Origin of the sequence: Roseiflexus sp. RS-1 (assembly GCF_000016665.1) — a bacterium.
Classification (GTDB): Bacteria; Chloroflexota; Chloroflexia; order Chloroflexales; family Roseiflexaceae; genus Roseiflexus.
The window spans coordinates 1,365,686-1,392,524 of the sequence record NC_009523.1; the positions used below are offsets into that span (position 1 = coordinate 1,365,686).

General features: G+C 58.9%; 21 protein-coding genes. 8 read left to right on the top strand and 13 right to left on the bottom strand.

The window, feature by feature from the left end:
* Window positions 1–31 precede the first annotated feature (31 nt).
* The 4 genes from ROSERS_RS05650 to ROSERS_RS05665 form a co-directional block, all read right to left on the bottom strand.
* Window positions 32–5,278, bottom strand: coding sequence for an Ig-like domain-containing alpha-2-macroglobulin family protein (locus ROSERS_RS05650; RefSeq protein WP_011955858.1), 5,247 nt, complete (start codon window positions 5,276–5,278; stop codon window positions 32–34).
* Between the two features lie 89 nt (window positions 5,279–5,367).
* The gene (locus ROSERS_RS05655; protein ID WP_011955859.1) at window positions 5,368–6,567 is read right to left on the bottom strand and encodes a glycosyltransferase family 4 protein; all 1,200 of its coding nucleotides are present in this window, start codon (window positions 6,565–6,567) and stop codon (window positions 5,368–5,370) included.
* 95 nt (window positions 6,568–6,662) lie between these two features.
* A complete protein-coding gene (locus ROSERS_RS05660; protein ID WP_232282772.1) occupies window positions 6,663–9,248 on the bottom strand; it encodes a phospholipid carrier-dependent glycosyltransferase in 2,586 nt (861 codons plus the stop codon).
* A 157-nt stretch (window positions 9,249–9,405) separates the two neighbouring features.
* Window positions 9,406–11,058 carry a phospholipid carrier-dependent glycosyltransferase gene (locus tag ROSERS_RS05665; RefSeq protein ID WP_232282773.1) on the bottom strand — a complete coding sequence of 551 codons (1,653 nt, stop codon included), beginning with the start codon at window positions 11,056–11,058 and terminating at the stop codon, window positions 9,406–9,408.
* On the opposite strand from ROSERS_RS05665, the gene ROSERS_RS26675 reads away from it, so the two are divergent.
* Window positions 11,051–11,350, top strand: a complete 300-nt coding sequence (locus ROSERS_RS26675; RefSeq protein WP_232282774.1) for a hypothetical protein — start codon at window positions 11,051–11,053, stop codon at window positions 11,348–11,350. The two genes, ROSERS_RS05665 and ROSERS_RS26675, sit on opposite strands and share 8 nt — an antisense overlap.
* Before the next feature lie 80 nt (window positions 11,351–11,430).
* Here ROSERS_RS26675 and ROSERS_RS05670 read toward each other — a convergent pair whose 3' ends face one another.
* The 6 genes from ROSERS_RS05670 to ROSERS_RS05695 form a co-directional block, all read right to left on the bottom strand.
* On the bottom strand, window positions 11,431–13,059 hold the full coding sequence (locus ROSERS_RS05670) for a hypothetical protein (RefSeq protein WP_157040981.1): 1,629 nt from the start codon (window positions 13,057–13,059) through the stop codon (window positions 11,431–11,433).
* 129 nt (window positions 13,060–13,188) lie between these two features.
* Window positions 13,189–13,386 carry a hypothetical protein gene (locus ROSERS_RS05675; protein ID WP_041333107.1) on the bottom strand — a complete coding sequence of 66 codons (198 nt, stop codon included), beginning with the start codon at window positions 13,384–13,386 and terminating at the stop codon, window positions 13,189–13,191.
* Window position 13,387: 1 nt separating this feature from the next.
* On the bottom strand, window positions 13,388–14,101 hold the full coding sequence (locus tag ROSERS_RS05680) for a class I SAM-dependent methyltransferase (protein WP_011955863.1): 714 nt from the start codon (window positions 14,099–14,101) through the stop codon (window positions 13,388–13,390).
* A 14-nt stretch (window positions 14,102–14,115) separates the two neighbouring features.
* On the bottom strand, window positions 14,116–15,306 hold the full coding sequence (locus ROSERS_RS05685; RefSeq protein WP_011955864.1) for a glycosyltransferase: 1,191 nt from the start codon (window positions 15,304–15,306) through the stop codon (window positions 14,116–14,118).
* Window positions 15,303–17,330 (bottom strand): hypothetical protein, encoded by a 2,028-nt coding sequence (locus ROSERS_RS05690; RefSeq protein WP_232282775.1) that lies wholly within the window; start codon window positions 17,328–17,330, stop codon window positions 15,303–15,305. The genes ROSERS_RS05685 and ROSERS_RS05690 overlap by 4 nt, the downstream gene beginning before the upstream one ends.
* An 83-nt stretch (window positions 17,331–17,413) precedes the next feature.
* Window positions 17,414–17,959: a protein-tyrosine phosphatase family protein gene (locus ROSERS_RS05695; RefSeq protein ID WP_011955866.1), complete on the bottom strand. Its 546-nt coding sequence runs from the start codon at window positions 17,957–17,959 to the stop codon at window positions 17,414–17,416.
* A gap of 114 nt (window positions 17,960–18,073) precedes the next feature.
* Between ROSERS_RS05695 and ROSERS_RS05700 the strand changes: the two genes are divergently transcribed.
* Together ROSERS_RS05700 and ROSERS_RS05705 are read left to right on the top strand one after the other, a co-directional pair.
* Window positions 18,074–18,352: an Lrp/AsnC ligand binding domain-containing protein gene (locus ROSERS_RS05700; protein ID WP_011955867.1), complete on the top strand. Its 279-nt coding sequence runs from the start codon at window positions 18,074–18,076 to the stop codon at window positions 18,350–18,352.
* A gap of 26 nt (window positions 18,353–18,378) precedes the next feature.
* A complete protein-coding gene (locus ROSERS_RS05705; protein ID WP_157040982.1) occupies window positions 18,379–18,738 on the top strand; it encodes a hypothetical protein in 360 nt (119 codons plus the stop codon).
* A 7-nt stretch (window positions 18,739–18,745) separates the two neighbouring features.
* Here ROSERS_RS05705 and ROSERS_RS05710 read toward each other — a convergent pair whose 3' ends face one another.
* Window positions 18,746–19,258 (bottom strand): hypothetical protein, encoded by a 513-nt coding sequence (locus ROSERS_RS05710; RefSeq protein WP_011955869.1) that lies wholly within the window; start codon window positions 19,256–19,258, stop codon window positions 18,746–18,748.
* Window positions 19,259–19,362: 104 nt separating this feature from the next.
* On the opposite strand from ROSERS_RS05710, the gene ROSERS_RS05715 reads away from it, so the two are divergent.
* The 5 genes from ROSERS_RS05715 (at window position 19,363) to ROSERS_RS05735 (ending at window position 24,517) form a co-directional block, all read left to right on the top strand.
* On the top strand, window positions 19,363–19,851 hold the full coding sequence (locus ROSERS_RS05715) for an adenosine-specific kinase (RefSeq protein ID WP_011955870.1): 489 nt from the start codon (window positions 19,363–19,365) through the stop codon (window positions 19,849–19,851).
* Window positions 19,852–19,894: 43 nt separating this feature from the next.
* Window positions 19,895–21,358, top strand: coding sequence for an Asp-tRNA(Asn)/Glu-tRNA(Gln) amidotransferase subunit GatB (gatB, locus tag ROSERS_RS05720; protein ID WP_011955871.1), 1,464 nt, complete (start codon window positions 19,895–19,897; stop codon window positions 21,356–21,358).
* Window positions 21,359–21,461: 103 nt separating this feature from the next.
* On the top strand, window positions 21,462–22,661 hold the full coding sequence (locus ROSERS_RS05725; protein WP_157040983.1) for an alpha/beta hydrolase-fold protein: 1,200 nt from the start codon (window positions 21,462–21,464) through the stop codon (window positions 22,659–22,661).
* 81 nt (window positions 22,662–22,742) lie between these two features.
* Complete coding sequence (locus ROSERS_RS05730; protein ID WP_011955873.1) at window positions 22,743–23,648, top strand: ABC transporter ATP-binding protein; 906 nt, start codon at window positions 22,743–22,745, stop codon at window positions 23,646–23,648.
* On the top strand, window positions 23,645–24,517 hold the full coding sequence (locus ROSERS_RS05735; protein ID WP_011955874.1) for an ABC transporter permease subunit: 873 nt from the start codon (window positions 23,645–23,647) through the stop codon (window positions 24,515–24,517). The genes ROSERS_RS05730 and ROSERS_RS05735 overlap by 4 nt, the downstream gene beginning before the upstream one ends.
* Window positions 24,518–24,532: 15 nt before the next feature.
* Here ROSERS_RS05735 and ROSERS_RS05740 read toward each other — a convergent pair whose 3' ends face one another.
* Window positions 24,533–25,381 carry a phosphodiester glycosidase family protein gene (locus ROSERS_RS05740; protein ID WP_011955875.1) on the bottom strand — a complete coding sequence of 283 codons (849 nt, stop codon included), beginning with the start codon at window positions 25,379–25,381 and terminating at the stop codon, window positions 24,533–24,535.
* Window positions 25,382–25,476: 95 nt separating this feature from the next.
* Window positions 25,477–26,580, bottom strand: a complete 1,104-nt coding sequence (locus tag ROSERS_RS05745; RefSeq protein WP_011955876.1) for a calcium/sodium antiporter — start codon at window positions 26,578–26,580, stop codon at window positions 25,477–25,479.
* Window positions 26,581–26,839: the final 259 nt, after the last annotated feature.

The following is a 26,839-nucleotide window of genomic DNA, read 5'->3' on the forward strand; positions in this document are numbered from 1 at the left end:
CATTCACGGAAGCGGGGGGGAGACGCGTCTGCTACGGCGCCACAATTTGCACGACGGTCGTTGTGGCGGTTCCGGTCAGCGCGCGAGCGCCGGGCAGGATCAGTTCCGGCGGCGGAACAGCATACGATCCCGGCGTTACCGCGCGCACCAGATAGGTGTATTGATAGATGCCGGGTGCAAGCGCCTCGACCGCTAGTTCGATCCGGTCTGAAAACAGATCGATTTGACGAAACACCGGACTCGATCCAGCATCGACCGGCACGAATCCGGCAGGGAACGCATCGCGCAGTGTCACAAAATGTCGCTCGGTGTGAGCAACACAGGTCAGTCGTACTTTGATCAGTTGTCCAACCCGGAGACGCGCCGGATCCAGCAGAACGCCGGTTTGCGGATCGAGAAACTCGCGGATCAGACCGACGCCTTCCGCAGGAAGCGCTGCGTGATCCGCAGAGGTCACCTGCCAGGCAACGAGCGCCGGGTTGCCATCGCCGGTCACCACGAGCGTGTTGACCGGGCGCAGATCGCTGAGAGGAATAGGAACGATCCGTAACACAGCGTCAGGCGCGGCAGGTGCTACGACAGGCGCACCGTTGAGCGTCATCGCAACGGTCGCCGGTGTGCTGGCAGGCGCAATCGCGCGCAATGCCTGCACCACGCGCGCCGTTGTATATGCGTCGCCCCATCCCGCTGGCGTCATACGGCTGATCAGCCAGCGCGCGGCATTAGCAGTCAGCGGATGCCGCGGTGATGCGTGGTGAACTGCACGCGCTGCAATTGCAGTCGTTGCAACATCATCGTGCGGGAATGCGCCGCCGTCTGGCGCCGTCCACCACGCTTCCGTCTGTGTGCGTTGCGCCAGACTGATCAGACGGGGAAGCGCAGGGTCGATGCGCGCCTGATCCGGCGGCAGCATCAACAGGCGACACGCCAGCCCGGACGCATTCAAAGCGTTTTCGTCCCATTCGCGCGGGACAGGAGCGTCAAGCTGCGTCAGCGCATAACTCAGGCAGATGCGCGTTTCGAGCGAAAGGACGGGATCATTCGCCAGTCGGGATGCCAGGTTGATTGCGCGTTCCAGTGTTGTATCCGGAACGGCAAAACCAGACTCCTTCGCCCTGGCGAGCACCTCAAGCGTCGCTGCGGTAACGACCGGACTCGAAGATCCCTGCCGCTTCCATGTCCATCCGCCATCGGCTGCCTGCAATTTCGCCAGATGATCGACCGCTATCTGTGTTTCCTGGCGAGCATCCGCCAGTGATGCCGCCATCAGAATGATCGCCACATTGTCGAGCGCGTGGCGATCCGCCAGTGCGGCAAGCGCGCGCGCCTGTTCAAGCGCCAGCGCGTCCAGGGAGGGCGCAACGGCGATATCCAGGCTTCCCCACCTTGCCTGGGGCGCCGGTATCGCCGCCTCGAACCGGTCGGTCACAAGCGCGCTGCCTGTGCTGAGCACCGTCGTCGCTGGCGGTAACACAGACAGATCAGTTCGCAGTGTCTCACTGAAAGCGTCATCGGCCTCGACAATCGCCTGCACCGCCATGGCAGCGCCAGATGACGGCGCCTGCACCGTGAACGTCGCTAACGCAGCGCCTTCTGTGGGAACTGCGGTTGTCTGCACAACGGCGGTTCCATCTGGCATCCGCATTGTGATGCGCGTCTGACGCGGGACATCCTCTTGCGTGGTGAGACGCACGCCGACAACGAACCGATCCCCGGCGCGCGCGAACTGTGGCGCAACAATCTGCCCAACAATTGGTTGCCTTGCCTGCAACGCAGCTCCGGTTACACCAAAGCCACGTTCACCCGCAACCCATACCCGCACCTCATGTGTGCCTGGGGTCTGGGGCAACGGTGCATCGAAGCGGATCACGCCGTTCCTGTCCGTTCGCCCGGTGCGCCAGACGACGGGTTCCTGCCGATCATCATCGCCTGCCGTAATTCGCACCAGCACATCCGCAGACACTGGAGCGCCACGCGCATCCGTAACGGTGATCGTCAGCGCTGCGGTTGCTCCCGGATCATACGTCTGTGCATCGGTCGTCACTGTCGCCAGGAGCGATGGAGTGATCGCAGTCACCGGCACATCGACCTGTAACCGCCGATACGCTGGCGACTGCACCCCAGACGTCAACGTAACCCGGACAACCGGCGCATCGGCGGGGGTCAACGTGAGCGTCAGCGGTTCTCCAGCGCGCACAGTGCGAAGTTCGGTCACAACATCCCCTGACGCCCGTTGAACCGTCAGCAATGCCAGACCTTCCGGGATCGGCGCCAGCGGCAAAAGCAATGCCGTATCGCCAGGTTGATACCGCGCGCGATCAGCAACCAGCGACACGCTGGTGCGAGGTTCGCTCCAGGCAGTAAAACCGGGCTGATACGCACGCAGAACAATATCGGTCGGCGGAGACGCCAGACCGCCGCCGACCAGCGCTGCACGAACCCGGTATACCCCCGGTTCAGGAAGCGACACAGCGAATGTCGCCCGTCCATCGTTATCGGTGGTGATCACACGACTCAGGAGTTGCCATTCGGATGGCGACACGCCCATATCACTGGCAGTCTCGCCGTTGAGCCGCACTGCATCGATCTGCACGCGCTGCGCGGCAAGCGGTTGATCGCCCGCCAGGGTCACCACCTCGACGCTTGTCTGACCTCCTGCACCCACGAGCGATGTCGCAGCCCGCAGACCGACTGCCGGTGCGGGTGCTGTATAGATCGTTCGATCAAGCGTCGCCGCCAGTCCGCCAGCTTCGACAATCTGCGCCTGGATGCGAACGTGATACCAGTCTGAAGGGAGCGCGAGTGTCAGCATACCCTGTTCATTAGTGACGCCGACACCTGACAGAGATGCAAGCGGCGTTTCCGGTCGGCTGAACACGAAGTCATCCCTGACCGGCAGCAGTATCGGTTCTGGATCGATTGTCCAGGTAATCGTTGCGCCTGCAATCGGAAGATCTTCCGGTGTACGGACAGAGACGACGACCTGATCCTGCGTTATGCGCGTGATTGACGCACGTAATGGCGACGAAGGCGGATGCACATAAAATTGGAGCGCCGCACGCTCATCGCGAGGAGTGAAGAGGCGATAGACGCCAGACGGCGCATTGGCGGGAAGCGCCAGCGTCGCGTCGATCATTCCTGAGGCATCGAGAACAATCCGCTTTCGCAGGCGGACACCCGACGGACCCTGGATGTCGAGGTCCAGCGACTGTCCCGGATCAGGAATCTCGAATGCCTGTGATCCCTCCTGGCGAATGAAGCCACGGATCGCCACCGATTCGCCCGGAGAGTAGATGGATCGATCCGTCGCCAGGATGACTCGCAGGCGTGGCGCAGGCGCCGATTGCACCGGCGCCTCCGGTGTGGCGAAGGCGGGCAGAAGCGTAGCAACAGCGACAAGATCGCGCGGATTGACGCCAGACAGATCGGTTTCCCACACCCCGCGCTCATCACTGCGTCCGACGGCGATCAGTGTTCCCTGCCGGTAGAGCGCCAGCGGCGTGTCGGAAATGACCGATGTACTGGCGATGTCCGTCACCCATACGATGGCGCGCTGTCCGACGACCTGAAACGAGAGCGTGACACGCGACACCGCCAGGAGAACGCCAGCGCCAGCACGCTCAGGCGAGCGTATGCGCAGGAAGTAGAAACCCGGCGGCAGCGGCGCGCCACCATCGAGGGTCACCGTCACTCGCTCTTCGACGACTGTATTGAGCGGATCGGTCAGCGGCTGTGTCCAGAAACGCAAAGGTGACAGACCATAGCGCGCCGGCTCGAACGACGTCCACTCGGCATCGCTGAAACTCAACGCACGCAACAACGTCGCCTCATCGAGCGGATAGAGCGTCAACCGCAATTCCGAGAGGTTCGTCCGCCGCGTCAGCAGGTCAATCGCTCGATCAGGGAGCGACCGTATAACGCGACCATTCGCTTCCGGCAGCGTGAGCGATGGTGCAGCCGGTGCGGTAAAAAAGCGAACCTGATAGTCACGCTCCAGCGCAACACCGGCGCGATCTGAAAGCGAAGCCGGTATTGTTATCGTATACAGGGTGGCAGCCTGAAGTTGCGCATCAATGCGCGCTTCACCGTCGTTCGTGACGACCCGCAGATGTGCAACCGGCGGTTCGACGCGCAGATTGTCGCGCAGGGCGCCAGCATCGATTGGGGTGCTGAAGATCAACCGCACACTGCCTCCCGGCGGAAGCAGTTGACCCTCACCGGGGAACCTTCCGATCAGCGCTGGCTTTGGCGCCGTCATAAAACTCCATCGATACGGCTTTACCAGCAGCGGACTTCCATCCGCCGTCTTTTCTGGAAGGGCAATCGTATACACAACGCCAGCCTGCCATTCAGCAGTCGGGGTGTACGTGACAACCTGCGTTCCGTCGGGCAACACGGCGTCCTCGAGAGCGCCGGGCATCGGCGGTGTCACCGACAGCGCCGCTTCGAGCGCCTGCCGATCGACCGGCTGCGAGAAAACGATGCGCAGCGGCTCGCGGAGCGCAACCTGACGCGCATTTGGCGGCGGCGACACACTGAGCACGGTTGGCGCCAGCGTGGTGAACGACCAGGAATAGGCGCGACCAAGCGGCGTACCGCTCTGATCGGTCAGATCAGGCGATAGCGAGCAGGTATAACGAACACCGGGACGAAGCGGTTGATCCGGGCGAAAGAGAAGCGTGGCAGGATCGATCCAGACAACACTGCCGGAAACCGGCGGATCGGTGCGGAACGCAGGTGACAATTCAGGAACGGCAAGCCGGTCGGGAGGAACAATGGATCGGCTGAACCGCACACTGATGAGCGTATCGACAGGAACCTCAACGCTGCCATCACGGGGCCACAGAGAAGTCACCGCTGGCGGCGGCGCTGTTTCGAATGTGAAAACGAACGGTTCCTCCAGCGGGCGGAAGAACCGGCTCAGCGCCGTCTCATCGATGCTGACCCGATAACGCATGCCTGCCTGGAGCGTCTTCGTTGGTGTGACAGTCAGCGTTGTACGCGAATCATCCCAGGCGTAGACGACGTCGCTCTCGGGTTCGATGCGCAACGCACGTTCGACGCCGGGCGGATTCATCGGCGTGTTGAACTGAATGATCAACGCTGTGCGCGGCGAAACATCACGCGCCCCATCAGGCGGCGAGACCGCCACAACCACAGGCGAGTCGGAGAGCCAGGGGAGAAGAAGAAAGCGCGCTCCAGGCAGCGCCAGAGACGCCAGAACAACGACCAGCAGGGCGGCAGTCCAGATCAAACCGACCTGTCGCAGAAAACGCACACGCACTCCTCAGCGACGAGCGGCGACGCGAACCAGCACATGCATCAACAGGCGCCGTCTCCGTCGCAGTATAGCACACCCCGCTCCTGTTATGCACTGATCTCGTAGAGGGTTTGCCAGACCTCCGCAAGACGATCCCAGCGGTACCTCTCCGCCCGTGCACGCGCCCCTCGCGCCAGACGAGCGCGTCGCGCAGAGTCGCTCAGCAGCGTCGCAATTCCGTCCGCCAGCGCGTGCGGATCGCCAGGGGAGACGATCAACCCGGCATTGCATCCAAGCATATCGCGCCGGTCGCCGACATCACCGGTTACAACTGGCACGCCTGCCGCCATGCTCTCGACGATCTTGAGCGGCGAACGCGCTGCTGCGGCAGGGGTATCGTCCACCGGGTCAACCGAGCAGTCACCGACTGCCAGCCACACCGGAGCGGCTTCAGCAGGGACACGACCTGCCCAGATGACCGTCTGCTGCAGACCACGCATCCGGGCATAGGTCATCAGTGCCGGACGATCATCGCCATCGCCGATGATCACCAGGCGAGCAGACGGCATCCGTTCGCGGAGGAGCGTCCAGGCATCGATCAGCAGATGCACACCGTGCGCGACAGCGCTGATCGCTCCAAGATAGACTGCCGTCGGGTTGTCGGTCAGTCCAAGCGCAGCGCGCAACGCTCTGACCCGGCGTGCATCATGCGGCTCGCAGCGTTCTATGTCTACTCCATTTGGAACGTAGCGTAGCCGTTGTTCAGGGATGCCCAGACGATGCAGGCGGTTATAGAGGAAGCGGGTATTGACACTCACCCCGCGCGCCATGCGCGGCAACTGATCTTCCCACCACGCTACTACTCGTTGCTGCCATGCGCTGCCGAAACGATTCGCCTCGGCTTCGTAGTCATCGCAATCAACATACAGTGCACCCCCGCTTTGCGCCGCCAGCACCCCGGCAAGCCCATTGATCGGCTGCGGCTTCGCAACGTGGATAACGTCGGGGCGCAATCGGACCGTTGCCAGCGCCAGCGCCAGCGCCCCGCGCAGAGAGACGGCAGCCAGTTCTGATGCACTGAAATGCCGTCGCTCACCGGGCAAACCATACACATGCATCTGACCGACATACGCACAATGCACCCCCTCGATCACGAAGCGCCGTCTGCGCAACCGGTCGAAGGTTGGATGCAGCATCAGCAGATGCGGCTCATGCCCCGCCCGCGCCAGATAGCGCGCCAGTGGCAGCCAGCGTCCGCGCGGCGACGGATAATCAAGACTGGACGTGCAGAGAAAGACAATACGCATGCTATTTGGTCGCTGCAACAATCAGCGAGACGCCGAACCGACGCAGGGGCGTTCAATGTATTCGGCGCCGTGAGCAGCAGCAACCCTGACGACGTCTATCTGGGACGAATAGTGAGGCTTCGCAGAGAAGTAGACCCTGTTCCATTTCCATTATACCAAAACCTGACTTCAATCTCCTGTCTCTCTTGAATGCTGAATGAAATTTCAATATAACTCGGAGAACCGTTCGTTCCATACACCTCTTGCTGAGTAATCACCGTCCTTCCCTTGTCAGTGGCAACATCAACAAATCCAATACTTGTGTCAGAACGTGCATCACTCTTGTATTCAAATATGGCAATATAGCCGCCTGGCGGCAAAGTGACATACGGACCGTAACTCAAGAAACCGGATTCTTTCGTATCATCGGTGATTTCTCTGCTGAGACCGCTGACTTGCCATATTTGAGAAGGAAGATGAGAAGCAGGATAAAAATGGTGAGTTGTATCATAATAATTCATCGCAACAGAAAGTAACACAATTCCTAGAGAGAAACCGATTTTGGAATAAATAGAAAGCAGACTACCCCGATAAACATTGATGATTTCAATGATGCCATATGCCTGAAGCAATGCGACGATCGGCGCTAATGGCAGGTAGTAGCGATCTGCATTCTGAGAAATCCAGAGCGTGATGCCCACAAAACTGACGCCTCCCCAAAGCGCTATGACTGACAGCGCCGAAAGGTGTGCTCCCGGTTGCCGTTGCAGCAACGCGCGAGTCAGGGAGATAGCGCCAATGATCAGCCAGAGCCGACTGCCAGGCAAGCCGCCGCTGCCGATATATCCACCATCGCCGAGACTTGTCCAGACTGCGCTGATGCGCGATGCCAGCGTCGGGAGCGGAGCGAACTCGCCTGAAGCCACTATCCTGCTCATGTCAAGCATATGCTGTATGCCAGCGACAGGATGAGAGTAAAGCCCAGGATTGGATAAGAAGAAAACCACCCACGTCCAGAGGAGAAGTGACACAACGCCCGAGATCAATGTGTACCTGTCAGATTGGTGCTGGTGCGCAACGCTGGTCAAACCAATCGCAAGCACGCAGATGCCGGGGATAAGCAACGCATTCAGTTTGGCGCCGACGGCAGCGCCGCAGGCGGCGCCGCAGGCTGCAATCCACGCGCCAGCGTTGGCGGACCCCGTGCGCAGAGCGGTCACTGCGCGGATACCCAGATTCAGCGCAAGCAGTCCGAACATCAGCGCAGGGATGTCCAGCATAGCGAAGCGGGCGTAATCCCATACAACCGGCGTTGCAATAAACAAAACGACGGCGAGGATGCCGGTGACAGGTCCGGCGACCTGGACGCCGAGCCAGTAGAGGAACGCCCCGCACAGCGCGCCGGTGAGCGCAACGGAGAAGCGCGCTGCGCCGATAATCTCCGGCGGCAAGACCCGTCCGTGCGCCTTGTTCCACGCCAGGTCTTGCCTGAAGTTATACAGCAGCATCGGCACATCGTGATACCCGGCCAGGTATGCTCCGGCGCCGATGATATATTTGCTGATCTGCGGATGTCGCAAAATGTGGAGCGAGGCATAATCGAACCAGAATGGATGATCCAGATCGCGCTCGATAAATGCAGTGCGGAATGCCTGGACACTCACTGAAACCCAGTAGCTCTCATCGACATGATAGCGGCTCTCTGTATCTGCTATTCCGGGGACAAGTATGCTCACAAGCGCAATGGTGACGATGCTCCCAAGAGCGACGTGCTGCCAGGGATTGGGGGAAGGTATGGACGATGGCGCTGCCGGACGAACGCCGGACGAGCGACCGGGCGCGAGCGCGGATAACCACGCGCCGCAGATGAGGAAGACGGCGCCGGCAATGACCCATCCCGGCGCGGCAACCAGCAGGGTGCCGGTTCCGGCGACTGTTACGGCAACGACCGGCAGGAGATAGGGGGGCATCCGTCGCCTCAAACGCACTGCTTCCACTGCGGCTGCGGCTGCGAGCATCTCGCCCGCCAGCGACCAGTTCGTCGGCAGCATCTGCACGAGACGCGCAGGCGTCCACGCGCCGAGCATCCCCAGCGCAACGACCGCAATCGCCGCAAGCATCCCGCCGTAGGGTTGCGGACGACGCACGATGACCGAGAACAGCGCAACAAGCGCCGCCAGGAACAATCCGCGCTCAACGGCAGCAAGAAGGCGCGGAGAACCAAGACGCTGCACGGCGCCTTCACTTACTGCAATCCCCAGTTGTCTGCGGTCGTGGACGCCAGGCGTCCAGGTAGCGGTGGTAAGTTGCACCACTGGCGTGCGCCAGCGTGGTGCGGTTACCGCAGCGAGGATGTGATAGCGGCGCCACTCCGGCGCGACGGTGAAGTGGAAAGGCGCCGAGTCGTCAACCTGGAGCCGGGCTGCAACGGGACGCGCACCGGGATACTGGGGGGCAGTAAGGGTCAGCGTCACATAAAGTGACGAAGCGGTTTCAAAACCCGGAAGATGGAAGCGCGCATGCCCGTTTGTCCAGCGATAGGATCGCTCGTTGTTGAACTCAAGCGACCAGAAGCCGTCCGCTTCGGCGAGACCGGCGGGGGTGATCGGTTGGACAGGATACGTCAGCCCCGATGCGAGAAGCGCAAGAATGATCAGGGCGACGGCGGAAGCCGCAATAATGGTGAAACGACTGGTTGTCATTGGCTTGTCCTGCAGATCACGAGCGAGCAGCATGTGGAAGAATGTCCTACAGCACTCTTGGCGACGCTGTTTGCGGCGCAGGTTGTTCAGTTTGCGGCGCGCTCGCCGGTTCCGCCAGTTCCTCGATCAGACGTACCAGCATCAACCCTGACGACGTCTATCTGGGACGAATGGTAAGGCTTCGCAGAGAAGTAGACCCTGTTCCATTTCCGTCATACCAAAACCTGACTTCAATCTTCTGTCTCTCTTGGAGGATAAATGGAATTTCAATAGAACTCGGAGACCCATTCGTTCCGTACACCTTTTGCTGTGTTATCACCGTCCTTCCCATGTCGGCGGTAACATCAACCAATCCAATGCTTGTGTCAGAACGTGCATCGCTCTTGTATTCAAATATGGCAACATAGCTGCCTGGTGGCAAGTTGGCATACGGACCGTAACTCAAGAAACCAGAGGCTTTCATATCGTTGGTAATCTCTCTGCTGCTACCAATGACTCTCCCGAGTTGGGAAGGGAGTTCGGCAGCAGGGTAAAAGCGGTGATTTATTTCGTAAGAATTTATTGCAGCAGGATAGGTTGTTTCGTAATAGTTTATTGCGACGGAAATTAACACAAGTCCTAGAGAGAAACCAATTTTGGAGTAAATAGAAAGCAGACTACCCCGATAAACATTGATGATTTCAATGATGCCATATGCCTGGAGCAGTGCGGCGATCGGCGCTAATGGCAGGTAGTAGCGGTTCACATTCTGAGGAATCCAGAGCGTGATGCCCACAAAACTGATGCCTCCCCAAAGCGCTATGACCGACAGCGCCGAAAAGCGCGCTTCCTGTCGCCGTTGCAGGAATGCGCGAGCCAGGAAGATAGCGCCAATGATCAGCCAGAGCCGACTGCCAGGCAAGCCGCCGCTGCCGATACCTCCACCGTCGCCGAGACTCGTCCAGACTGCGCTGATGCGCGATGCCAGCGTCGGGAGCGGAGCGAACTCGCCTGAGGCCGCTATTCTGCTCATGTCAAGCATGTGCTGTATGCCAGCGACGGGATGGGGGTAAAGCATGGGATTGGATAAGAAGAAAACCACCCACGTCCAGAGGAGAAGTGACACAACGCCCGAGATCAATGTGTACCTGTCAGATTGGTGCTGGTGCGCAACGCCGGTCAAACACATCGCAAGGATGCAGATGCCGGGAATAAGCAACGCATTCAGTTTAGCGCCGACGGCAGCGCCGCAGGCGGCGCCGCAGGCTGCAATCCACGCGCCAGCGTTGGCGGACCCCGTGCGCAGAGCGGTCACTGCGCGGATACCCAGATTCAGCGCAAGCAGTCCGAACATCAGCGCGGGAATATCCAGCATAGCGAGGCGAGCGAGATTCCATACGGCTGGCGTTGCAATAAACAAAACGACGGCGAGGATGCCGGTGACAGGTCCGGCGACCTGGACGCCGAGCCAGTAGAGGAACGCCCCGCACAGCGCGCCGGTGAGTGCAACGGAGAGACGTGCCGCGCCGACAATCTCCGGCGGCAAGACCCGTCCGTGCGCCTTGTTCCACGCCAGGTCTTGCCCAAAGTCATACGGCAGCAACGGCACATCGTGATACCCGGCCAGGTATGCTCCGGCGCCGATGATATATTTGCCGATCTGCGGATGGGGTGAACCGAATTTCATGAGATAATCAAACCAAAACTGATGGTCTAGATCGCGCTCGATAAATGCGGTTCGAAATGCCTGAACACCCACCGGAACCCAGTAGCTCTCATCGACATGATAGCGGCTCTCTGTATCTGCTATTCCGGGGACAAGTATGCTCACAAGCGCAATGGTGACGATGCTCCCAAGAGCGACGTGCTGCCAGGGATTGGGGGAAGGTATGGACGATGGCGCTGCCGGACGAACGCCGGACGAGCGACCGGGCGCGAGTGCGGATAACCACGCGCCGCAGATGAGGAAGACGGCGCCGGCAATGACCCATCCCGGCGCAGCGACCAGCAGGGTGCCGGTTCCGGCGACTGTTACGGCAACGACCGGCAGAAGATGGCGGGGCATCTGTCGCCTCAAACGCACCGCTTCCACAAAATTGTCATCCCTTCTTTGGTTACGCTGAAATGTCAACCTGATCTGGTATGGTGTTATGGAGACGTTTACGCCAGACCAGACCTGCGAAGGTCTAATCTGGTAACAGAGTCACTTTTGTTGTCTAATTTCCAGCATGTGCAACGAAACAGAGCCTGTTCCTTCGTACCAAAACCTGACCTCAACATCTTTCTCATCTTCTTGAAGACTGAACGGTATTTCAATACGACTGAGAACATCTTCCGTTCCATAGACCTCCTTCTTTACAATTACGTCTTGACCTTTATCAGTGGTAACGTCAACCCAGCCGATAATTGTTTCGTAGGACGGTTGGCTTTTGTATGTGAACACCGCAACATAATCACCCGATTTTAGATTGATGTACGGACCGAAGCTTAGAAATCCTCGTTCTCCCTCAACGGCTTCTTTTATTCCATCATTATTCCTGCCCACCTCAGATGGAAGACGAGCAGCCACAGATCGAAAATAGGATGGTGAATAGAATACCAACGAAAGGGATATTCCTGCTGTAAGCAGGAAATAAGATATTGAATAGAACCAGACAAGTTTCATCTTGACCTTGAGAAGAGATAGTACTCCGACAGAGAAGATGAAAAATACTGCTGCAATCCATGTCAAACTTGCGCGAGAGTTCGCAACATCTACAGCAAACTGAAAGTACGGTGGATGATAGATGGATCCTAAAAAAGAATAGTAACGAGGAACTAATAAAGATATAAGTCCAATAATGAATAAAGATACCAGATATTGTTTTTGAAAATTTTTATCCTCTTGAGTTAGAGCGAGTCGGTAAGAATAGAACATGCATTCAGCGAGCACGCCCCAGGAAAGGAGTGAAAAAACTCTCGTCGTATCTGCTGTAAAGAAAGTTATTCCCATGTTCAATATCAGCAGTGTAATAAGAAGAGAATAATAAACTCTATCTATCCTATAAAATATCAACACACAAATAATAATTACCAACCACTGAATACTAAAGAGTGAAAGGAAAGACGTATAGTGAGATGGGGCGGTATTCATATATATCCAAAGCTCTATATTGTTAAGAATAAAATCTAAGCGAGATTCACTGATATGAAACTGATTTGACGCCAGAAATAACTTAAGCAATCCAAAACCTACTATATATCCGGCTATTGCGGTTATAAGATGGTCTGTGACGATCTTGTTGCGACTAATCAGCCTCAGCACCAGAATTTCACCCGTCGCTATTATGAAAACAATATGGTTCATCGGACCGAGAATGGAAAGAATGAGTATTAACAACTTCGAATGTGTAAAAATGAAGGGCATTGTCAGGGCAAAGGTCAGGCTATCTACGCTTCCCAGCCACGAAAGTGTAGTGGTCGTCAGCGGACTGGTTATTAGAACAGAGGTAAAAATCAAGGCGGGTGCAACACCAAACCGATTAAGAGTTAGCTTAGCAAATATCAGCCACGATATCACATAGATGAGAAGACATAAAATGTAGAAAGAAGTTTTTGAATTCATTTGAGTATAATAAGCGATAAGAGGCAAAAGCACACTTTCTTGCCAGTAGTCGACGATGTCAACACTGTCAACAAATGGATTTTGAGATAGTTCTTGATAGTGTTTGGGAGTCGGTCCTATCCCATTAGTAGTTACAACTAAGATGAAAAGAAAGATTAGTGTCAAAAACACGGTGCGAGGTGAAAGTTTGTGTATTCTCGCAAATACAGCGTCTATGTATTGGTTCAAAAGCATCTTTGTACACAAAAATTATTCAAAGAAAGCGTCCGGGTAACAGAGATAATCACCCCAAACTGGACGATTTGCTACAGGCTGCCCGCGATTATAGCACTGGCAGATGGTAATGTCAAGTTTTGTTCAAATGCGTTTACTGACATACGCACAATGCATCCCCTCGATCACGAAGCGCCGTCTGCGCAACCGGTCGAAGGTTGGATGCAGCATCAGCATATGCGGCTCATGCCCCGCCTGCGCCAGATAGCGCGCCAGTGGCAGCCAGCGTCCGCGCGGCGACGGATAATCAAGACTGGACGTGCAGAGAAAGACAATACGCATGCTATTTGGTCGCTGCAACAATCAGCGAGACGCCGAACCGACGGAGAGGCGTCCGATCAAGGGTGTTGGCGATAGCGCGAAACAGCGGTTGCAGTTCACGTGGGCGCAGCATATCGAACGGCGGCATCATCCAATCAACCCGAATCGCACGCCAGCCGGTCTCTTCAAGCACCCTTCGGATGCTGCGCGCCGTATAGGTGCGGGCGCTGGCATACCGACGATGGAGCGGCTCAGGAAGCCACGATGCGAATGGTATGAAATAACTGTGCGGTATGCCGCGCAGGCCATGGGTCTCAAACGGAAACCATTTATTCGGCGCTGTGAGCAGCAGTGTTCCGCCATCACGCAGGACACGCCGCATCTCACACAATGTAATGCGCTCGTGCGCGACATGCTCAAGCGTTTCAATGCAAAACACAACATCAAAAACAGCATCGCCGAAGGGCAACCGCTCACTCTCCGCCTGCGCCGCTCCAATCGATGGCGCGATACACGGTTGACCGAAGAATTCATACAACCAGCGTCGGTCGATATCAACACCCCATACCAGCGCTGCGACGCGCCCAATCTCCAGCGTGTAGGCGCCGTTGCCGCACCCGACATCGAGCGCCCGCGCGCCCTGCCAGGAATGCATCGCCTGGAGGGCAGCAAGGCGTTTTTCAATCCCCGTATACCCATACCGGATCGGCTGACCGCGATAGACAGCGTTCCTCATAGTGGAAGAATGTCCTACAGCACTCTTGGCGACGCTGTTTGCGGCGCAGGTTGTTCAGTTTGCGGCGCACTCGCCGGTTCTGCCAGTTCCTCGATCAGATGCACCAGCGGCAGCCAGGAGTCGCGCTCGCGCACCGTGCGGATATTCCGGGTGAACGGCTCAGCCAGTCCATTGCGAAAAAAGCGCACCACTGCATCCGCCAGCGCTGCACTGTCACCGGGAGGCACGATCAACCCGGTTTCACCGTTATGAATCGTTTCGGGCATACCGCCGACAGAGGTGGCGATCATCGGCTTCTCGAACCCGATCGCCAGTTGCGCCACGCCGCTCTGGGTCGCTTCCAGATAGGGCAAAACGACCGCATCGCAGGCGGAGAAGTAGACTGCAATCTGCTCGTTGGGGACATATTCGCTGTGGAAATGCACCACATCACCAAGATTCAGGTTCCGCACCAGTTCGCGGTAGGGGCGGTCATCTTCCCAGAACTCGCCAACGACCAGCAAACGCACCGGAACATGCTGTCGTATCAGCGGCAGCGCCTGGATCAGGTGACGCAACCCTTTGTAGCGTCGCACGAAGCCAAAGAAGAGCAGCACCGGTTCATCCGGATCCAACCCAAGGCGGGCGCGCGCCTCGACGCGCAGTAGCGATGTGCGACTGAACACATCGTAGGGTGGATGGGTGACACCCCGGATGCGCGCCCACGGAAGCGCACGCCGGAGCAGGGCAAAATCCTCCTCGCTCATCACAATGAATGCGTGACCGCGCCACAGAATGCGCCGTGCCAGATACCAGTCGAACATGCCGCCGTCGGGAGCGATGACGTGATGACACAAGAACAGAATGCGCACATTCGTATAACGTCGCACCAGACGGGTCAGCACAAACAGCATCGGCGACCAGAACGGCGTCCACCACTGGAGCAGCAGCAGATCCGGGTTATCGCGCTGGATCATACGAAAGGCGCGCCACCATGTCAGCGGATTCATTGGCGTCAGCACCCGGTCGCACTCCACACGCAGCGCGCTTTCGTCGGGGCTGGGATCCATTGCTGTGTTGCCGGGATAGAGCCACTTCGGATACTGCTTGATGTAGGAAATCAACCGCACATCGTGGCGCTGGCGCAGATGATGCGTCAGCAGGGTCGTATAGTGCGCAATGCCGCCACGGAACGGGTAGGTCGGACCGATCAGAGTAATCTTCATTGCGTCACCAGTTCGAAGATTTCAACACCACCGTGATCGTACACCAGGCGGAAATGCGGACTTGTGCGTAACCGCGCAGTATCGATCCGGTCAGGTGCAGCAAACACCAGAGGACCAGGACCAGCAAGCAGCTGTGCGCCGCTATAGACGTAGGTATAACCGGCAGCGCGCAACCGTTCGATCGTTTCGGGAAGAGTCAGATCCACCAGAACGCCTCGCACATCAGTCAACGGACGGCGGCGCAGATCGCGCGCCAGGGCATGGATTTCGGCTGCATACTGCGGATCGGCAGCCAGTTCGCTGCCATACGTCATAGGCGGCACGTTCGTTTGACGTCTGGCAAAGAACGGTATCCACCAACCGGCATCAACGCCAGCGACCATATCGCCGCTATAAATCGGGTAGCTGTTCACAACGAAGCGAGCGTCGGGCGGCGTATGTTCACGCACCCATGCCATCGCCTGAACATCGGCCGGCGTGACCATACGCATATAATCAGACACGAGATTGCGCTGCCAGCCGACACCCCAGGCGCTCACGACTATCAATACCACGATCGGAACGAATATCAGGCGCGATGCGACACGCTCCAGCGCCGTACAGACTGCTGCCAGCGTCATTCCTGCCAGCGGCGCCGCCATCAGGTAGAACGTCATTGCGATAAATCCCCCATCAACCACACCTGTGCCCGGTAATCCGATCACATGCGGCATGACCGTCGCCAGCATTGCCAGCGTCCACCCGGCAGGCAGCAGCGCACGCCACAAACGTTGTCGCCCTGCGAGCAGCATCCCGCCAATGGCTGCGCCAATCACCGGACCCTTGAGGAAGAGTGGTGCAACCGCCGGTATCGTTGATTCGAACATCTGCCTGGCTACCGTTGCTGGACCTGTCAGGTGCGCCACATTACGGTCCAGGTGACCGCTGCTCACATTCAGCATCCACGGCAGGATCAACAACCCGGCGCCGGCGCCGATCGCCACGACACGCCCCAGCGTCGCCAGAATCGCGTCTGGCGGTGAATGCAGCCGGATCACCAGGAGGTAGACCAGGATCATTGGCGCTGCCAAGATCGTCGTCTGGTAGTGGCACAGAGCAAGACCGGCGCTGACGATTGCAGTCAGCGCGATCAGTCGCCAGTCATGGCGTTCTGTTTCGATGGCAGCCATCCACATAACCAAAACTATAGCAAGAACCACGTGACTGGTGAGAGACGTGGTACGTCCCCAAAACACCAGGAACGCCGGCAGCGTATTGTAGAAACCGACAATCAATGCCGCCCACATACCGGCAACACTGCTGCCGGTCAGTCGAACAGTCAGCGCAAAGACGGCAAGGAGCGTTGCCGCGTTCATCATCTGCCCGGCGTCGAGAACCGCTTGAGTGACAGGAATACCGGTAAGCCAGTGCAGGAAGGCAGCGCTGGCATGAAAACCGTAATGATAGGTAAACGTCACCAGCGGTGCATACGGTTCCCAAGAACGGAACAATCCCTGGTGTTCAACCAGCAATTGAACGATCAGAGTATGGTGGTAACTATCGACATTCGCCCCAACCAGCAGATTGCGCGTGGTATAGAGCCGGGCAATCAGCGCCAGCACCACGAGACCAACCATCACCGCCGTTACAGAACCCGACAGACGCAGCGGAACATTGCGGCGCTCATCGCTCGCACGCGGCGCCTGCCGCCATATCGTGAACAGCCAGATCATCGCAGCCACGGCAACGTATGCCACAGTTGCGGTGCGATTCCATGGGAGGTTCACGATATCCATCGCAAGCAACAGAAGCGGCGGCAGAGCGGTGCCGACGCCCCACGCCACGCCGATATACTCGATCACGGACAGATTGTGATCGCGCCAGAGCAACCGGATCAGCGCCATACCCGGCGCCACCCACAACGCCAGCGCTGATCCTGCCAGCAATGCAAGTCGCCCTGCATTCGACAGCGCCCACCAGAGAACATCAGACGATCCCAGGAGCGCGAGCGCCCCGACCCATCCGAGCGCCAGCAACAATGGCATGACGGCGTATCGCGTCATCCATTCGCGGAAACGAAGGATATGTGTATGTGGCGCAACTTCAAAGGGCTTCATCAGGTCGGCAATTATAGCAGATATCCGCGCACAGCCTGTTCCCACTCGATCAGACGTTGCATCTGGCGCTCGTTGAGACCAATGATCGGTCGCGCACGACGCACCTGTTCCAGCGCCGCAACGCTCGTTGCGCCCTGTGCTACCAGGTATGCTGCGGCAGTCAGCGGCGCGCGCCCAACGCCAGCGTGACAGTGGATCAGGGTTGCCAGTCCATCCGCATGCGCGTCGCGCACAAACGCTACCGCGCGATGCAACTGCTCAATCGTTGGCGGGTGGAAGTCGATCACTTCCAGACGCAGCACACGCTCTGGCGGCGGTCCGTCAAACACATCCTCGCGCTCCGCCTGCAGGCTCAGCACTGCGCGAATGCCTATCATGCGCAACTGCGGCCACTGATCGGCGCGAAACTCGCCGCCAACATACAGCAGATCATGAACGCGACTGACATTCAGCCCGAAGAAACGGTTCCATTGCGCTGTCGTGTACCGCCACATCCAGGCGACAACATCTTCGCGGGAGACAATCATAGCAGACAGTTGCCGTTGTTCGTCGGTCATGGTGTATGATAGGCTTCCTGAAGAACCCGCCTGCAGATCCGGACGGAGCAGACAGGTATCTACAGGCAGGCGCTCGTGTCGCGCGCATTATACACGAGAACGAAAGGAACCTCGATGCTTACCGCTTTTGTGCTCATTCAGACCGAACCGGCGAAGATCGCCCAGACTGCTCAGGCAATCGCAAACCTGCCGAATGTCGCGGAAGTGTACAGCGTCACCGGCGATTTCGACATTATTGCGGTGCTCCGGCTGGCGGAATACGAACAACTTGCCGAGGTTGTGCCCGAAAGTCTGGCGCGGATCGACGGCATCACGCGCACCAGCACCATCCTGGCGTTCCGGCGCTACTCAGCGCAAGACCTGAAGGCGGCGTGGGATATGGGGGTGGCGTAGCGCCGATGAGTCCGGCAGAGTATCTGATGCGACAACGACGGTGGGTTGCCATTGGCATTGGAGTTGCGGCGGCAGCAGCGCTGATCATCGGCGCGCGCCCCGCGCGGCTGCGTCTGGCGCGGGTGACGCATGTCAGCAACAGCACGCCGCCTGTGGCAAGCATTGCGCTCCGTTATGCGCGGGGCGCGCGCCCGCGCGTCGCCGTGCTGGATGTCATCGGCGCACAGGGTGCCACCGGCAGCGCCAGCATTCCGGGCGATCAGGAGTTCGTGGAAGTACCGCTGGCTGGCAATCCCGGCGGACCTTATCGGATCGATGCAACCCTGACATACCGGGTCGGCGGATTCCTTCTGGTGCGAAAGGCGACGTTCGCCGATCCTGGATAGCCACGCATCACTTGTTGCGGCGTTTGTGCTCACGACGGGCGGCGCGTCGCCCGCTCGAATGGCGTGGCGTTGCGCCGTTGGAGACGACTTTTTCGCTCTGGGCGCTTCCCTCGCGCGGTGTTGAACGTTGAACCTGCTGAACACGCACCGCTGAGCGCGCGCCTTTGCCACGCTGCGACGCTTCCCATGCCGCCAGACGACCGGGATAAACCGCAGTAGCGTAGTAGATGGCGTAGATGATTAGCAGGACGGACAGAACCGTGACGAGCGTCATCCAGTAGGGCGCAGTGAACGGCTCAATTGCGCTGCGGCGCAACGCGCCAACCATAGCCCCCAGCAGACCCAGGATCGCCATAGCGTATCCCAGACGCCGCAGCGCCGGACCGCGCACCGGGTTCGCGTCGCTGTGCATGAAAGACAGGTACGCACCAACAATAGCCACCGCGAACTGAGCAATAAAAAAGACCCACTCCGGGGCGCCAAAGTCAGGATTCGGGGTGGTAAAGTAACTCAGGTCCATGGGGGCGTCTCCTGCACTCGGGGAACCATTGATCTATAATTCACACGGATTATACCAACCGGAGAAAAGCGCGTCAAATGCGCCGAAAGCAGAAGGAGACGCATATGCAACTGACCATCGTACCGGTTGAAAACCCGAATGGACTGAACATCATCCTGGGGCAGACGCATTTCATCAAGACCGTCGAAGACATTCACGAAGCGCTGGTCAACACCGTCCCCGGCATCGCTTTCGGATTGGCGTTCTGTGAGGCGTCCGGCAAACGTCTGGTGCGCTGGAGCGGCACCGACGAGGCATTGATCGACCTGGCGCGGCGCAATGCACTGGCGATCGGCGCCGGGCATACGTTCATCGTGGTTCTGGGGACGGGATACTATCCCATCAATGTGCTCAACGCAATTAAGGCAGTCCCCGAAGTCTGCCGCATCTTCTGCGCCACCGCCAACCCGCTCGAGGTAGTCGTCGCCGTTACCGATCAGGGTCGCGGCGTTCTTGGGGTAATCGATGGCGCTTCGCCACTGGGAGTCGAAGGTGATGAGGATATTGCCTGGCGCAAAGGGTTCCTGCGGCAGATCGGGTATAAGCTCGGCTGATGCTATAATTTGTTGCAGGAGAAGTATCAGTGCGGGGAAATGCATGGACTACCTGGTTACCATCGGTCTTGAGATACACGCGCAGATTCTGACCCGCTCGAAAATGTTCTGCGGTTGCAGCGCCGACTATGCAGACGCGCCGCCTAATACGCACGTCTGCCCGGTGTGTATGGGGTTGCCCGGCGCGCTGCCGACACCGAACCGTCGCGCCATCGAACTTGCGGCGCTCACCGGTCTGGCGCTCAACTGCCGTATCTCGCATACCAACGTCATCAGTCGCAAAAACTATTTCTATGCCGACCTGCCATCCGGCTATCAGCGCAGTCAGTATGACGATCCGCTCTGTGTCGATGGGTGGGTGGAGATCGAGGGGGACAGCGGTCCGAAACGGATCCGCCTGACGCGCGTGCATATCGAGGAAGATACCGGCAAACTGATCCATACGAATGATGGCGGTTCACTCGTCGATTTCAACCGCGCCGGTGTGCCGCTGATGGAAATTGTCTCAAAGCCGGATATCTCCTCGCCAGAGGAAGCGCGGCGCTACTTTCAGAAGTTGCGCCAGATCCTGGTCTGGATCGGGGTCAACAGCGGCGATATGGAGTCGGGTGCGCTGCGTTGCGATGCCAACGTCTCGGTCCGACCCGCCGGTCAGCAGGAGTACGGCGCAAAAGTCGAGATTAAGAATATCAACTCGTTTCGCTTCGTCGAACGGGCGCTGGCGTATGAGATCGAACGCCAGATCCGGGCGCTCAAAGCCGGTGAGCCGATCGTTCAGTCAACCCGCGGGTGGGACGAGGTCAGCGGCACAACCGTTGCCCAGCGCACAAAAGAGTTTGCCGAAGATTATCGCTATTTCCCGGAACCGGATATCCCGCCGCTGCATTTGACTGATGCCTGGATCGATGAACGGCGCGCCGAACTGCCGGAGTTGCCCGATGCACGACGCATTCGGTTCATCGAGGAGTATGGGCTGACAGCGTATGACGCAGGCGTGCTCACCGATGAACGGACAGTGTCGGACTACTATGAGCAGGCGGTGGCGGCGGCGCGCACCCGCGGCGTGATGCCGAAGGAAGTCGCCAACTGGTTGACCGGCGAGTTCTTCCGCCTGTTGAAGGAAACCGGCGAATCGCCAGCCCACGCCGCGCAGCGGATGCGCCCGGAGTACATCGGCGAAGTGCAGGAACTGCTGAACAACGGCGTCATTACACGCACCAGCGCCAAGGAAGCGTTCGAGGCGGCGTTCCGCGAGGGACGCTCCCCGGCAGTCATCGTCGCCGAACGAGGTCTGGCGGTGATTGGCGCCGGTGATGCCCTGACCGACCTGGTGCGACAGGTGATCGCCGGGAACCCGAAGGTAGTCGAAGAGTACCGCCGTGGCAAGGCGACGGCGATCAAGTACCTGATCGGGCAGGTGATGAAAGCCACCCGCGGTCAGGCGAACCCTCAGGCGGTGCAACAGGCGCTGGAACAGGAACTGGCGCGCGAGCAGGCTGCGTGCTGATCGTACCTCTTCCGCCCCGGAAGACGGTACGTATGCAGAATGTCGTGCAGCGCTCGCCGGGGCGCTGCAATCGATGCATGTTCCGCCATCTGAGGAGGTTCTGATGAGTGGCAGCGCCCTGTTCCGTCCAACGTTTACCGATCTGCGCGCCGAAGTTGAGCGTCGGGCTGCGCACGATGCCTCACCTGCCGATATTGCGGCGCTGATCGACAAGTTTCTGGCGGCTGGCGGCGATACACCCGCTCCGCTTATCGAGTACGATGGGGCTGTGACCTGGTTGTTCCGCAGTTCAACTGCACAGTCGGTGTCGGTGGTCGGCGACGTGATCGGGTATCGTCCCGAAATGACGCGGATGACGAGGTTGCAGGGGAGCGATCTGTTCTATTGGACAGCGTATCTGCCGCTTGATGCGCATATCGCTTATGCATTCGTGGTCGATGTGCCTGAGAACGGTTTGCATATGCGCTGGAACGATGCCTGTTTGCCAGATCCGCTGAATGCGCAACGGATGATTATGACCGATCCGCTGCGCGTCATGTCGGTGCTGGATATGCCTGGCGCCTCATCGCTACTTGCCAGTTGCGATACATGTGCTGAGATACCGGTGTTCGCCGGCGTGCATGTCTTGCAGAACGCAGCAACCGGCGGCTGGCAACGCCTGTGGGTGTATCTTCCGCCCGGTTATGATCCTGATACCCGTCGCTATCCAACGCTGTATCTGCTCGATGGCGAGGCGTATCTGCTTTCAGCCGGGTTGCCGTTGATCCTCGACCAGTTGATCGAGGATCATGAGATCACACCGGTCATTGTGGTGATGATCGAGTCCCCGTCACGTGCCCATCGCCTGACGTCTGCCGGTTGGGCGCGTTTCATCGCCGATGATGTTGTGCCCTGGATCGATGAACGCTATGCAACGTCGGGCGATCCGGTCGATCGCGTTATTGGCGGGGCGGATGCACAGGCGACCCGTGCGTTGACCATTGCGCTTCAGCGTGCCGATGTCTTTGGCGGCGTGGTGGCGCAATCACCGCAGATGCCGCTGGCGCCGCGCATAGCGACGCTGTTGAAACGCAACCGGGCGCGTGGGTATGGTGCACCACGCTGCTACGTCGATGTCGGGCGGTACGACGAACCGGCAGCAATCGAGGCGACGCAGGCGTTGTGCGCTACATTGGTGTCTGGCGGTGCGGCAGTTTCGTACCAGGATGTGGCGGGCGGGCGCAGTTTTGCCGCGTGGCGCGCGGCGCTGCCTGATGCACTGCGCTTTCATTTTGGCATGTCGGCGTTCGCCCATCTGGAATGAATGTCCTCCTTCCGCAGGGCGCCGATCCGCGCAGGAAGGGGAACATCGGGCTGCGGCGCCATGCAAAGGTGGGATTCGGGTATGGAGACGACCATTCGTACCGAAGAACTGACAAAACGGTTTGGCGACCGCGTTGCTGTTGATCGCATCAATCTGGAGGTGCGTTCTGGCGAAATCTTCGGGTTCCTTGGTCCGAATGGCGCGGGAAAAACCACCACGATCGGCATGTTGTTGGGTCTCGTCCGTCCCACTTCCGGGCGTGCATTCGTGCTTGGATACGATATTCAGAAAGAAACGGCTGCGGCGTTGCGTGAAGTTGGGGCGATGATCGAAGCGCCAGCGTTCTACCCCTACCTTTCCGGGCGCGATAATCTGCGCGTCCTGGCGCGCGCCGCCGGTCTTCCCGACCGTCGGGTGGACGAGGTGCTGGAACAGGTCGATCTGAGCGGTCGCGCGCGCGACCGGTTCGGCGCCTATTCGCAGGGCATGAAGCAGCGACTGGGCATTGCTGCGGCGCTGTTGCACCATCCGCGCCTGATCATGCTCGACGAGCCGACCAATGGGCTCGATCCTGCCGGGCAACTGGAGATTCGGAATCTGGTGCGCTCACTGGCGGGCAGCGGACGCACCGTTTTTCTGTGCAGCCACCTGTTGCACGAGGTCGAACAGATCTGTCAGCGGGTCGCTATTCTCAAACAGGGGCGAATCATCGCGCAGGGGGAAGTGGCGACGCTGGTGCGGCGCGGTGTGCTGGTGCGCACGATTGGCGAACGTGAACGTGCCGAAGCGTTATTGCGCGCGACCCCCTGGATTTCCAGCGTCAGTGACCATGGCGGCGCGTTCCTGATCGATGCGCCGGGCGATCGCACTGCCGACATCAACGCCTTGCTGACCGCCGGCGGCGTGCCGGTGGCAGAGATTCGCAAGTACGAGAGCAGTCTGGAAGAGTTCTTTCTCGAAGTCACCACTGAGCGTGAACGGCGATGATCAACCTCATTCGCGCTGAATGGCTCAAACTCTCACGCCGCCCGTTGAGCTGGATCCTGCTGATCCTCTTTCTCGTTCTGCTCGTGGCGCAGATACTGACACAGTTTGCGCTGACCCTTGGCATGCCGGTGCGAAGCGGCATCGTGAGCGCTCAGTTCGAGGAGTGGCGGCGCGGCGTGCTCTTTCCCGGCATTTTTGCCACGGCGTTGAGCCACGTGAACGGTCTTGGCGGCATCTTTGCGGTGATCTTCGCTGCCGGCGCCATCGGCAGCGAATACAGCTGGGGTACGCTGCGCACCCAACTGGCGCGCGATCCGGCGCGTGATCGCTACCTGCTGGCAAAGTTGACGACAATTATGCTCATGCTGGCGACAGCAACACTGCTGGCAACGCTGCTGGCGGCGCTGTTGAGCGCAGTTCTTTCGCCGATCCTCGGCTCAGCGATCAGCATCACCCCTGGCGATCTGATGAACCTGATCGTGGCGACACTCCGCGCACTCTATGTGCTGCTGCCGTATGTGCTGCTGACGGCATACGCGACGCTCCTGACACGCTCGGTGTTGGGGGGAGTGGCTATTGGGCTGTCCTATATCATCGTCGAAACGGGCTTCGGCGCACTGGCGTTGCTGCGGGTGCTTGGCGGCGTGTGGGCGCTGGTCTACAATCTGACGATTGGACAGAATATCAATACGCTGACGTTGATGAACCGTCATGCCTTCGGTTTGCGCCCGGAAACGACCGCACCGCTCGATCTGTCCCAACTTCCGTCGCCGCTTCAGGCAACGATAGTGGTCGCCGTTTACTCAGCGTTCTTTCTCGCCTTCGCGCTCATCCTCTTCCGCCGCCGCGACATTACCGGTCCAGGCTGATTGGCGCTGCAACGATCATCCACCGGGTGGACGGGATTCGATCAGGATCACAGAAGGCAGCGCTGCAAATGAGTCGATCTGCCAGCGAACGGCGCCAGCATTCACGAAGATGCCACTCGACGACCCGCCATCCAGGTTGAGCGCCCGGTCGATCTCCATATCTGAGGATGCCAGCCACGTCGCCAGTTCCTGCAATGAGAATGCGCTGGTCGGGCAAACGATAAGCAACACGCGCCCCGCGCGATCAATTGCAACAACCGTGCGTCGGGCGCGCTGTCCATTGTCGTTGATGCTGGCGACCACACCACCGGGGTAGATCAGCATAGGGAACGACTGTATCGCCTGATCCAGCGGGATATTCGGATCATACGGCTCATCGCGCAACGCCTGAATCCAGACTCGTCCGTCGGGCGCTGCGGCAAGCATCCCGCCGAAGCCGGCATACGATGTGCCATAGACTGTACCGTCGCTCACGATGAGCGCCGTTGCCCGGTTTTCGGCGGTAAAGAACCCTCCATTGACTGCAACAAGCGGACGGTGCGCCACAAACCAGGTGCGCAGCGGTTGCGGAGCGTCAGGAGCATATCGGATGCGCAGCCGAATCGTTGCCGGATCCAGGCGCACTGCGTAGATTGGAACGGGCGGGTCCGATGAGTCTTCGCCGGTCGTGAATGTGCGTACTTCGACGCCGGAGGCAGCGACGATCCAGCCGCTGTCGGAGCGTTCCGCTGCTGCCGTTGGTGAAGGAGCGAGAGTTGGCATGCGCGTTGGAACCAGGCGCGTCGGCGGCGGGAGAGCCGCCCTGCTGCACCCGGTCATCAGGGTCGTACTGACGATCCATACCCACACCAGCGACAGTCGCATACCTGGTCACTCGATCCATAGCGCGTCGGACAGCACTCAACCTCAATCCACGACCCCATCGCCCACCGCTCACCCCACGCTGGCAATCGCACAACTCACGGAAGCGCCACACGTCGCTCAGCGCGGAGCGCGCGCCATGCCAGAAACACGAGGGTCACTGCCGTCAAAGGCAGGACGAACAGCCCCATCACTGCGCTGAATGCTGGCAGAATATCGTGCTGCGACGCCGCCAGGATCAGGTAGAGCGTATAGGCAATATAGTACCCCAAAAACAGCCAGCCTTCCCAGCGAGCGATCAACCTGCCGGTGAAGAAAATTGGCAAACAGGCGACGGCAACGGCAAGCATCACCGGCATATCGAAATTGAGCGCTGCGGGTGCGACGCTGATGCCAGCAGGCGCGACAACGCTTGACAGCCCAAGTACCGAGAGCAGATTGAAGATATTACTCCCCACGACATTGCCAACCGCAATATCACGTTCGCCGCGCAGCGCTGCCACGATTGAGGTTGCGATTTCCGGCAGTGAGGTTCCGACTGCCACAATCGTTAATCCAATCACCAGTTCGCTGACGCCGAACACGCGCGCGAAACTGACCGCGCCATCGACCATCCAGCGTGATCCGACGACCAGCAGTGCAAGGCCGCCGATCAGAAAAGCAACATTTTTGAGCCAGTCGCCAATCGATTGCGGTCGATTGGCATCGAACTCTGCATGGTACTCTTCCTGCACTTCGGCGCTCTCCTGACGGCTCTGGCGAATGGCGAAAACGGTGTAGGCGATGATGCCGGCAAACAGAATGAGACCGTCGATCCGGCTGATGGTCCCATCGAGCGCCATGACGAAGACAACCACCGATATGCCAATCATCAGCGGCACGTCAAGGCGGATCAGTTGCTGCTGAACGACAAGCGGCGTAATTGCTGCCGAAATCCCCAGGATCAGCAGCACATTGGCGATATTGCTGCCAACCACATTGCCCAATGCCACATCCGCCCCATTTGGACCAGACAACGCCGACTGAATGCTGACTGCCAGTTCCGGCGCGCTGGTGCCGAAAGCGACGACTGTCAACCCTACAACCAGCGGCGAAATACCCAGCCCCAGCGCCATGCGCGACGCGCCGCGCACCAGGCCCTCCGCCCCGACGATCAGAAGCGCCAGCCCAAGAACAAAGAGCACGATGGTAACGATATCCATAACTCTACCTTTTCCTGTACATCCCTGCCGTATAATGTTGCTATTGAAGCAGCACATGCGTCGATTCGTCAAGGGAACTTCCCAACCATCACCCCAAAGAATCTTTCCCCATCCCTCGGTTCCTGGTTCCTGGTTCTCGGTTCCTGGTTCTCGGTTCCTGGTTCTTGGTTCTCACTCTTGCCGCTATCGCCGCTTTCTGTTACACTTACCGTGCAAGCCCCGACGATGTCGTCCTCATTCCGTCGAGATCCGCCGGCGG

Excerpts from the sequence above, each read along its gene's own strand:
- ROSERS_RS05655 (WP_011955859.1), bottom strand. The coding sequence starts at position 6,567 with ATGCGTATTGTCTTTCTCTGCACGTCCAGTCTTGATTATCCGTCGCCG.
- ROSERS_RS05660 (WP_232282772.1), bottom strand. The coding sequence starts at position 9,248 with ATGACAACCAGTCGTTTCACCATTATTGCGGCTTCCGCCGTCGCCCTG.
- ROSERS_RS26675 (WP_232282774.1), top strand. The coding sequence starts at position 11,051 with ATGCTCACAAGCGCAATGGTGACGATGCTCCCAAGAGCGACGTGCTGC.
- ROSERS_RS05675 (WP_041333107.1), bottom strand. The coding sequence starts at position 13,386 with ATGCGTATTGTCTTTCTCTGCACGTCCAGTCTTGATTATCCGTCGCCG.
- ROSERS_RS05680 (WP_011955863.1), bottom strand. The coding sequence starts at position 14,101 with ATGAGGAACGCTGTCTATCGCGGTCAGCCGATCCGGTATGGGTATACG.
- ROSERS_RS05685 (WP_011955864.1), bottom strand. The coding sequence starts at position 15,306 with ATGAAGATTACTCTGATCGGTCCGACCTACCCGTTCCGTGGCGGCATT.
- ROSERS_RS05690 (WP_232282775.1), bottom strand. The coding sequence starts at position 17,330 with ATGCCATTGTTGCTGGCGCTCGGATGGGTCGGGGCGCTCGCGCTCCTG.
- ROSERS_RS05695 (WP_011955866.1), bottom strand. The coding sequence starts at position 17,959 with ATGACCGACGAACAACGGCAACTGTCTGCTATGATTGTCTCCCGCGAA.
- ROSERS_RS05700 (WP_011955867.1), top strand. The coding sequence starts at position 18,074 with ATGCTTACCGCTTTTGTGCTCATTCAGACCGAACCGGCGAAGATCGCC.
- ROSERS_RS05705 (WP_157040982.1), top strand. The coding sequence starts at position 18,379 with ATGCGACAACGACGGTGGGTTGCCATTGGCATTGGAGTTGCGGCGGCA.
- ROSERS_RS05710 (WP_011955869.1), bottom strand. The coding sequence starts at position 19,258 with ATGGACCTGAGTTACTTTACCACCCCGAATCCTGACTTTGGCGCCCCG.
- ROSERS_RS05715 (WP_011955870.1), top strand. The coding sequence starts at position 19,363 with ATGCAACTGACCATCGTACCGGTTGAAAACCCGAATGGACTGAACATC.
- gatB (WP_011955871.1), top strand. The coding sequence starts at position 19,895 with ATGGACTACCTGGTTACCATCGGTCTTGAGATACACGCGCAGATTCTG.
- ROSERS_RS05725 (WP_157040983.1), top strand. The coding sequence starts at position 21,462 with ATGAGTGGCAGCGCCCTGTTCCGTCCAACGTTTACCGATCTGCGCGCC.
- ROSERS_RS05730 (WP_011955873.1), top strand. The coding sequence starts at position 22,743 with ATGGAGACGACCATTCGTACCGAAGAACTGACAAAACGGTTTGGCGAC.
- ROSERS_RS05735 (WP_011955874.1), top strand. The coding sequence starts at position 23,645 with ATGATCAACCTCATTCGCGCTGAATGGCTCAAACTCTCACGCCGCCCG.
- ROSERS_RS05740 (WP_011955875.1), bottom strand. The coding sequence starts at position 25,381 with ATGCGACTGTCGCTGGTGTGGGTATGGATCGTCAGTACGACCCTGATG.
- ROSERS_RS05745 (WP_011955876.1), bottom strand. The coding sequence starts at position 26,580 with ATGGATATCGTTACCATCGTGCTCTTTGTTCTTGGGCTGGCGCTTCTG.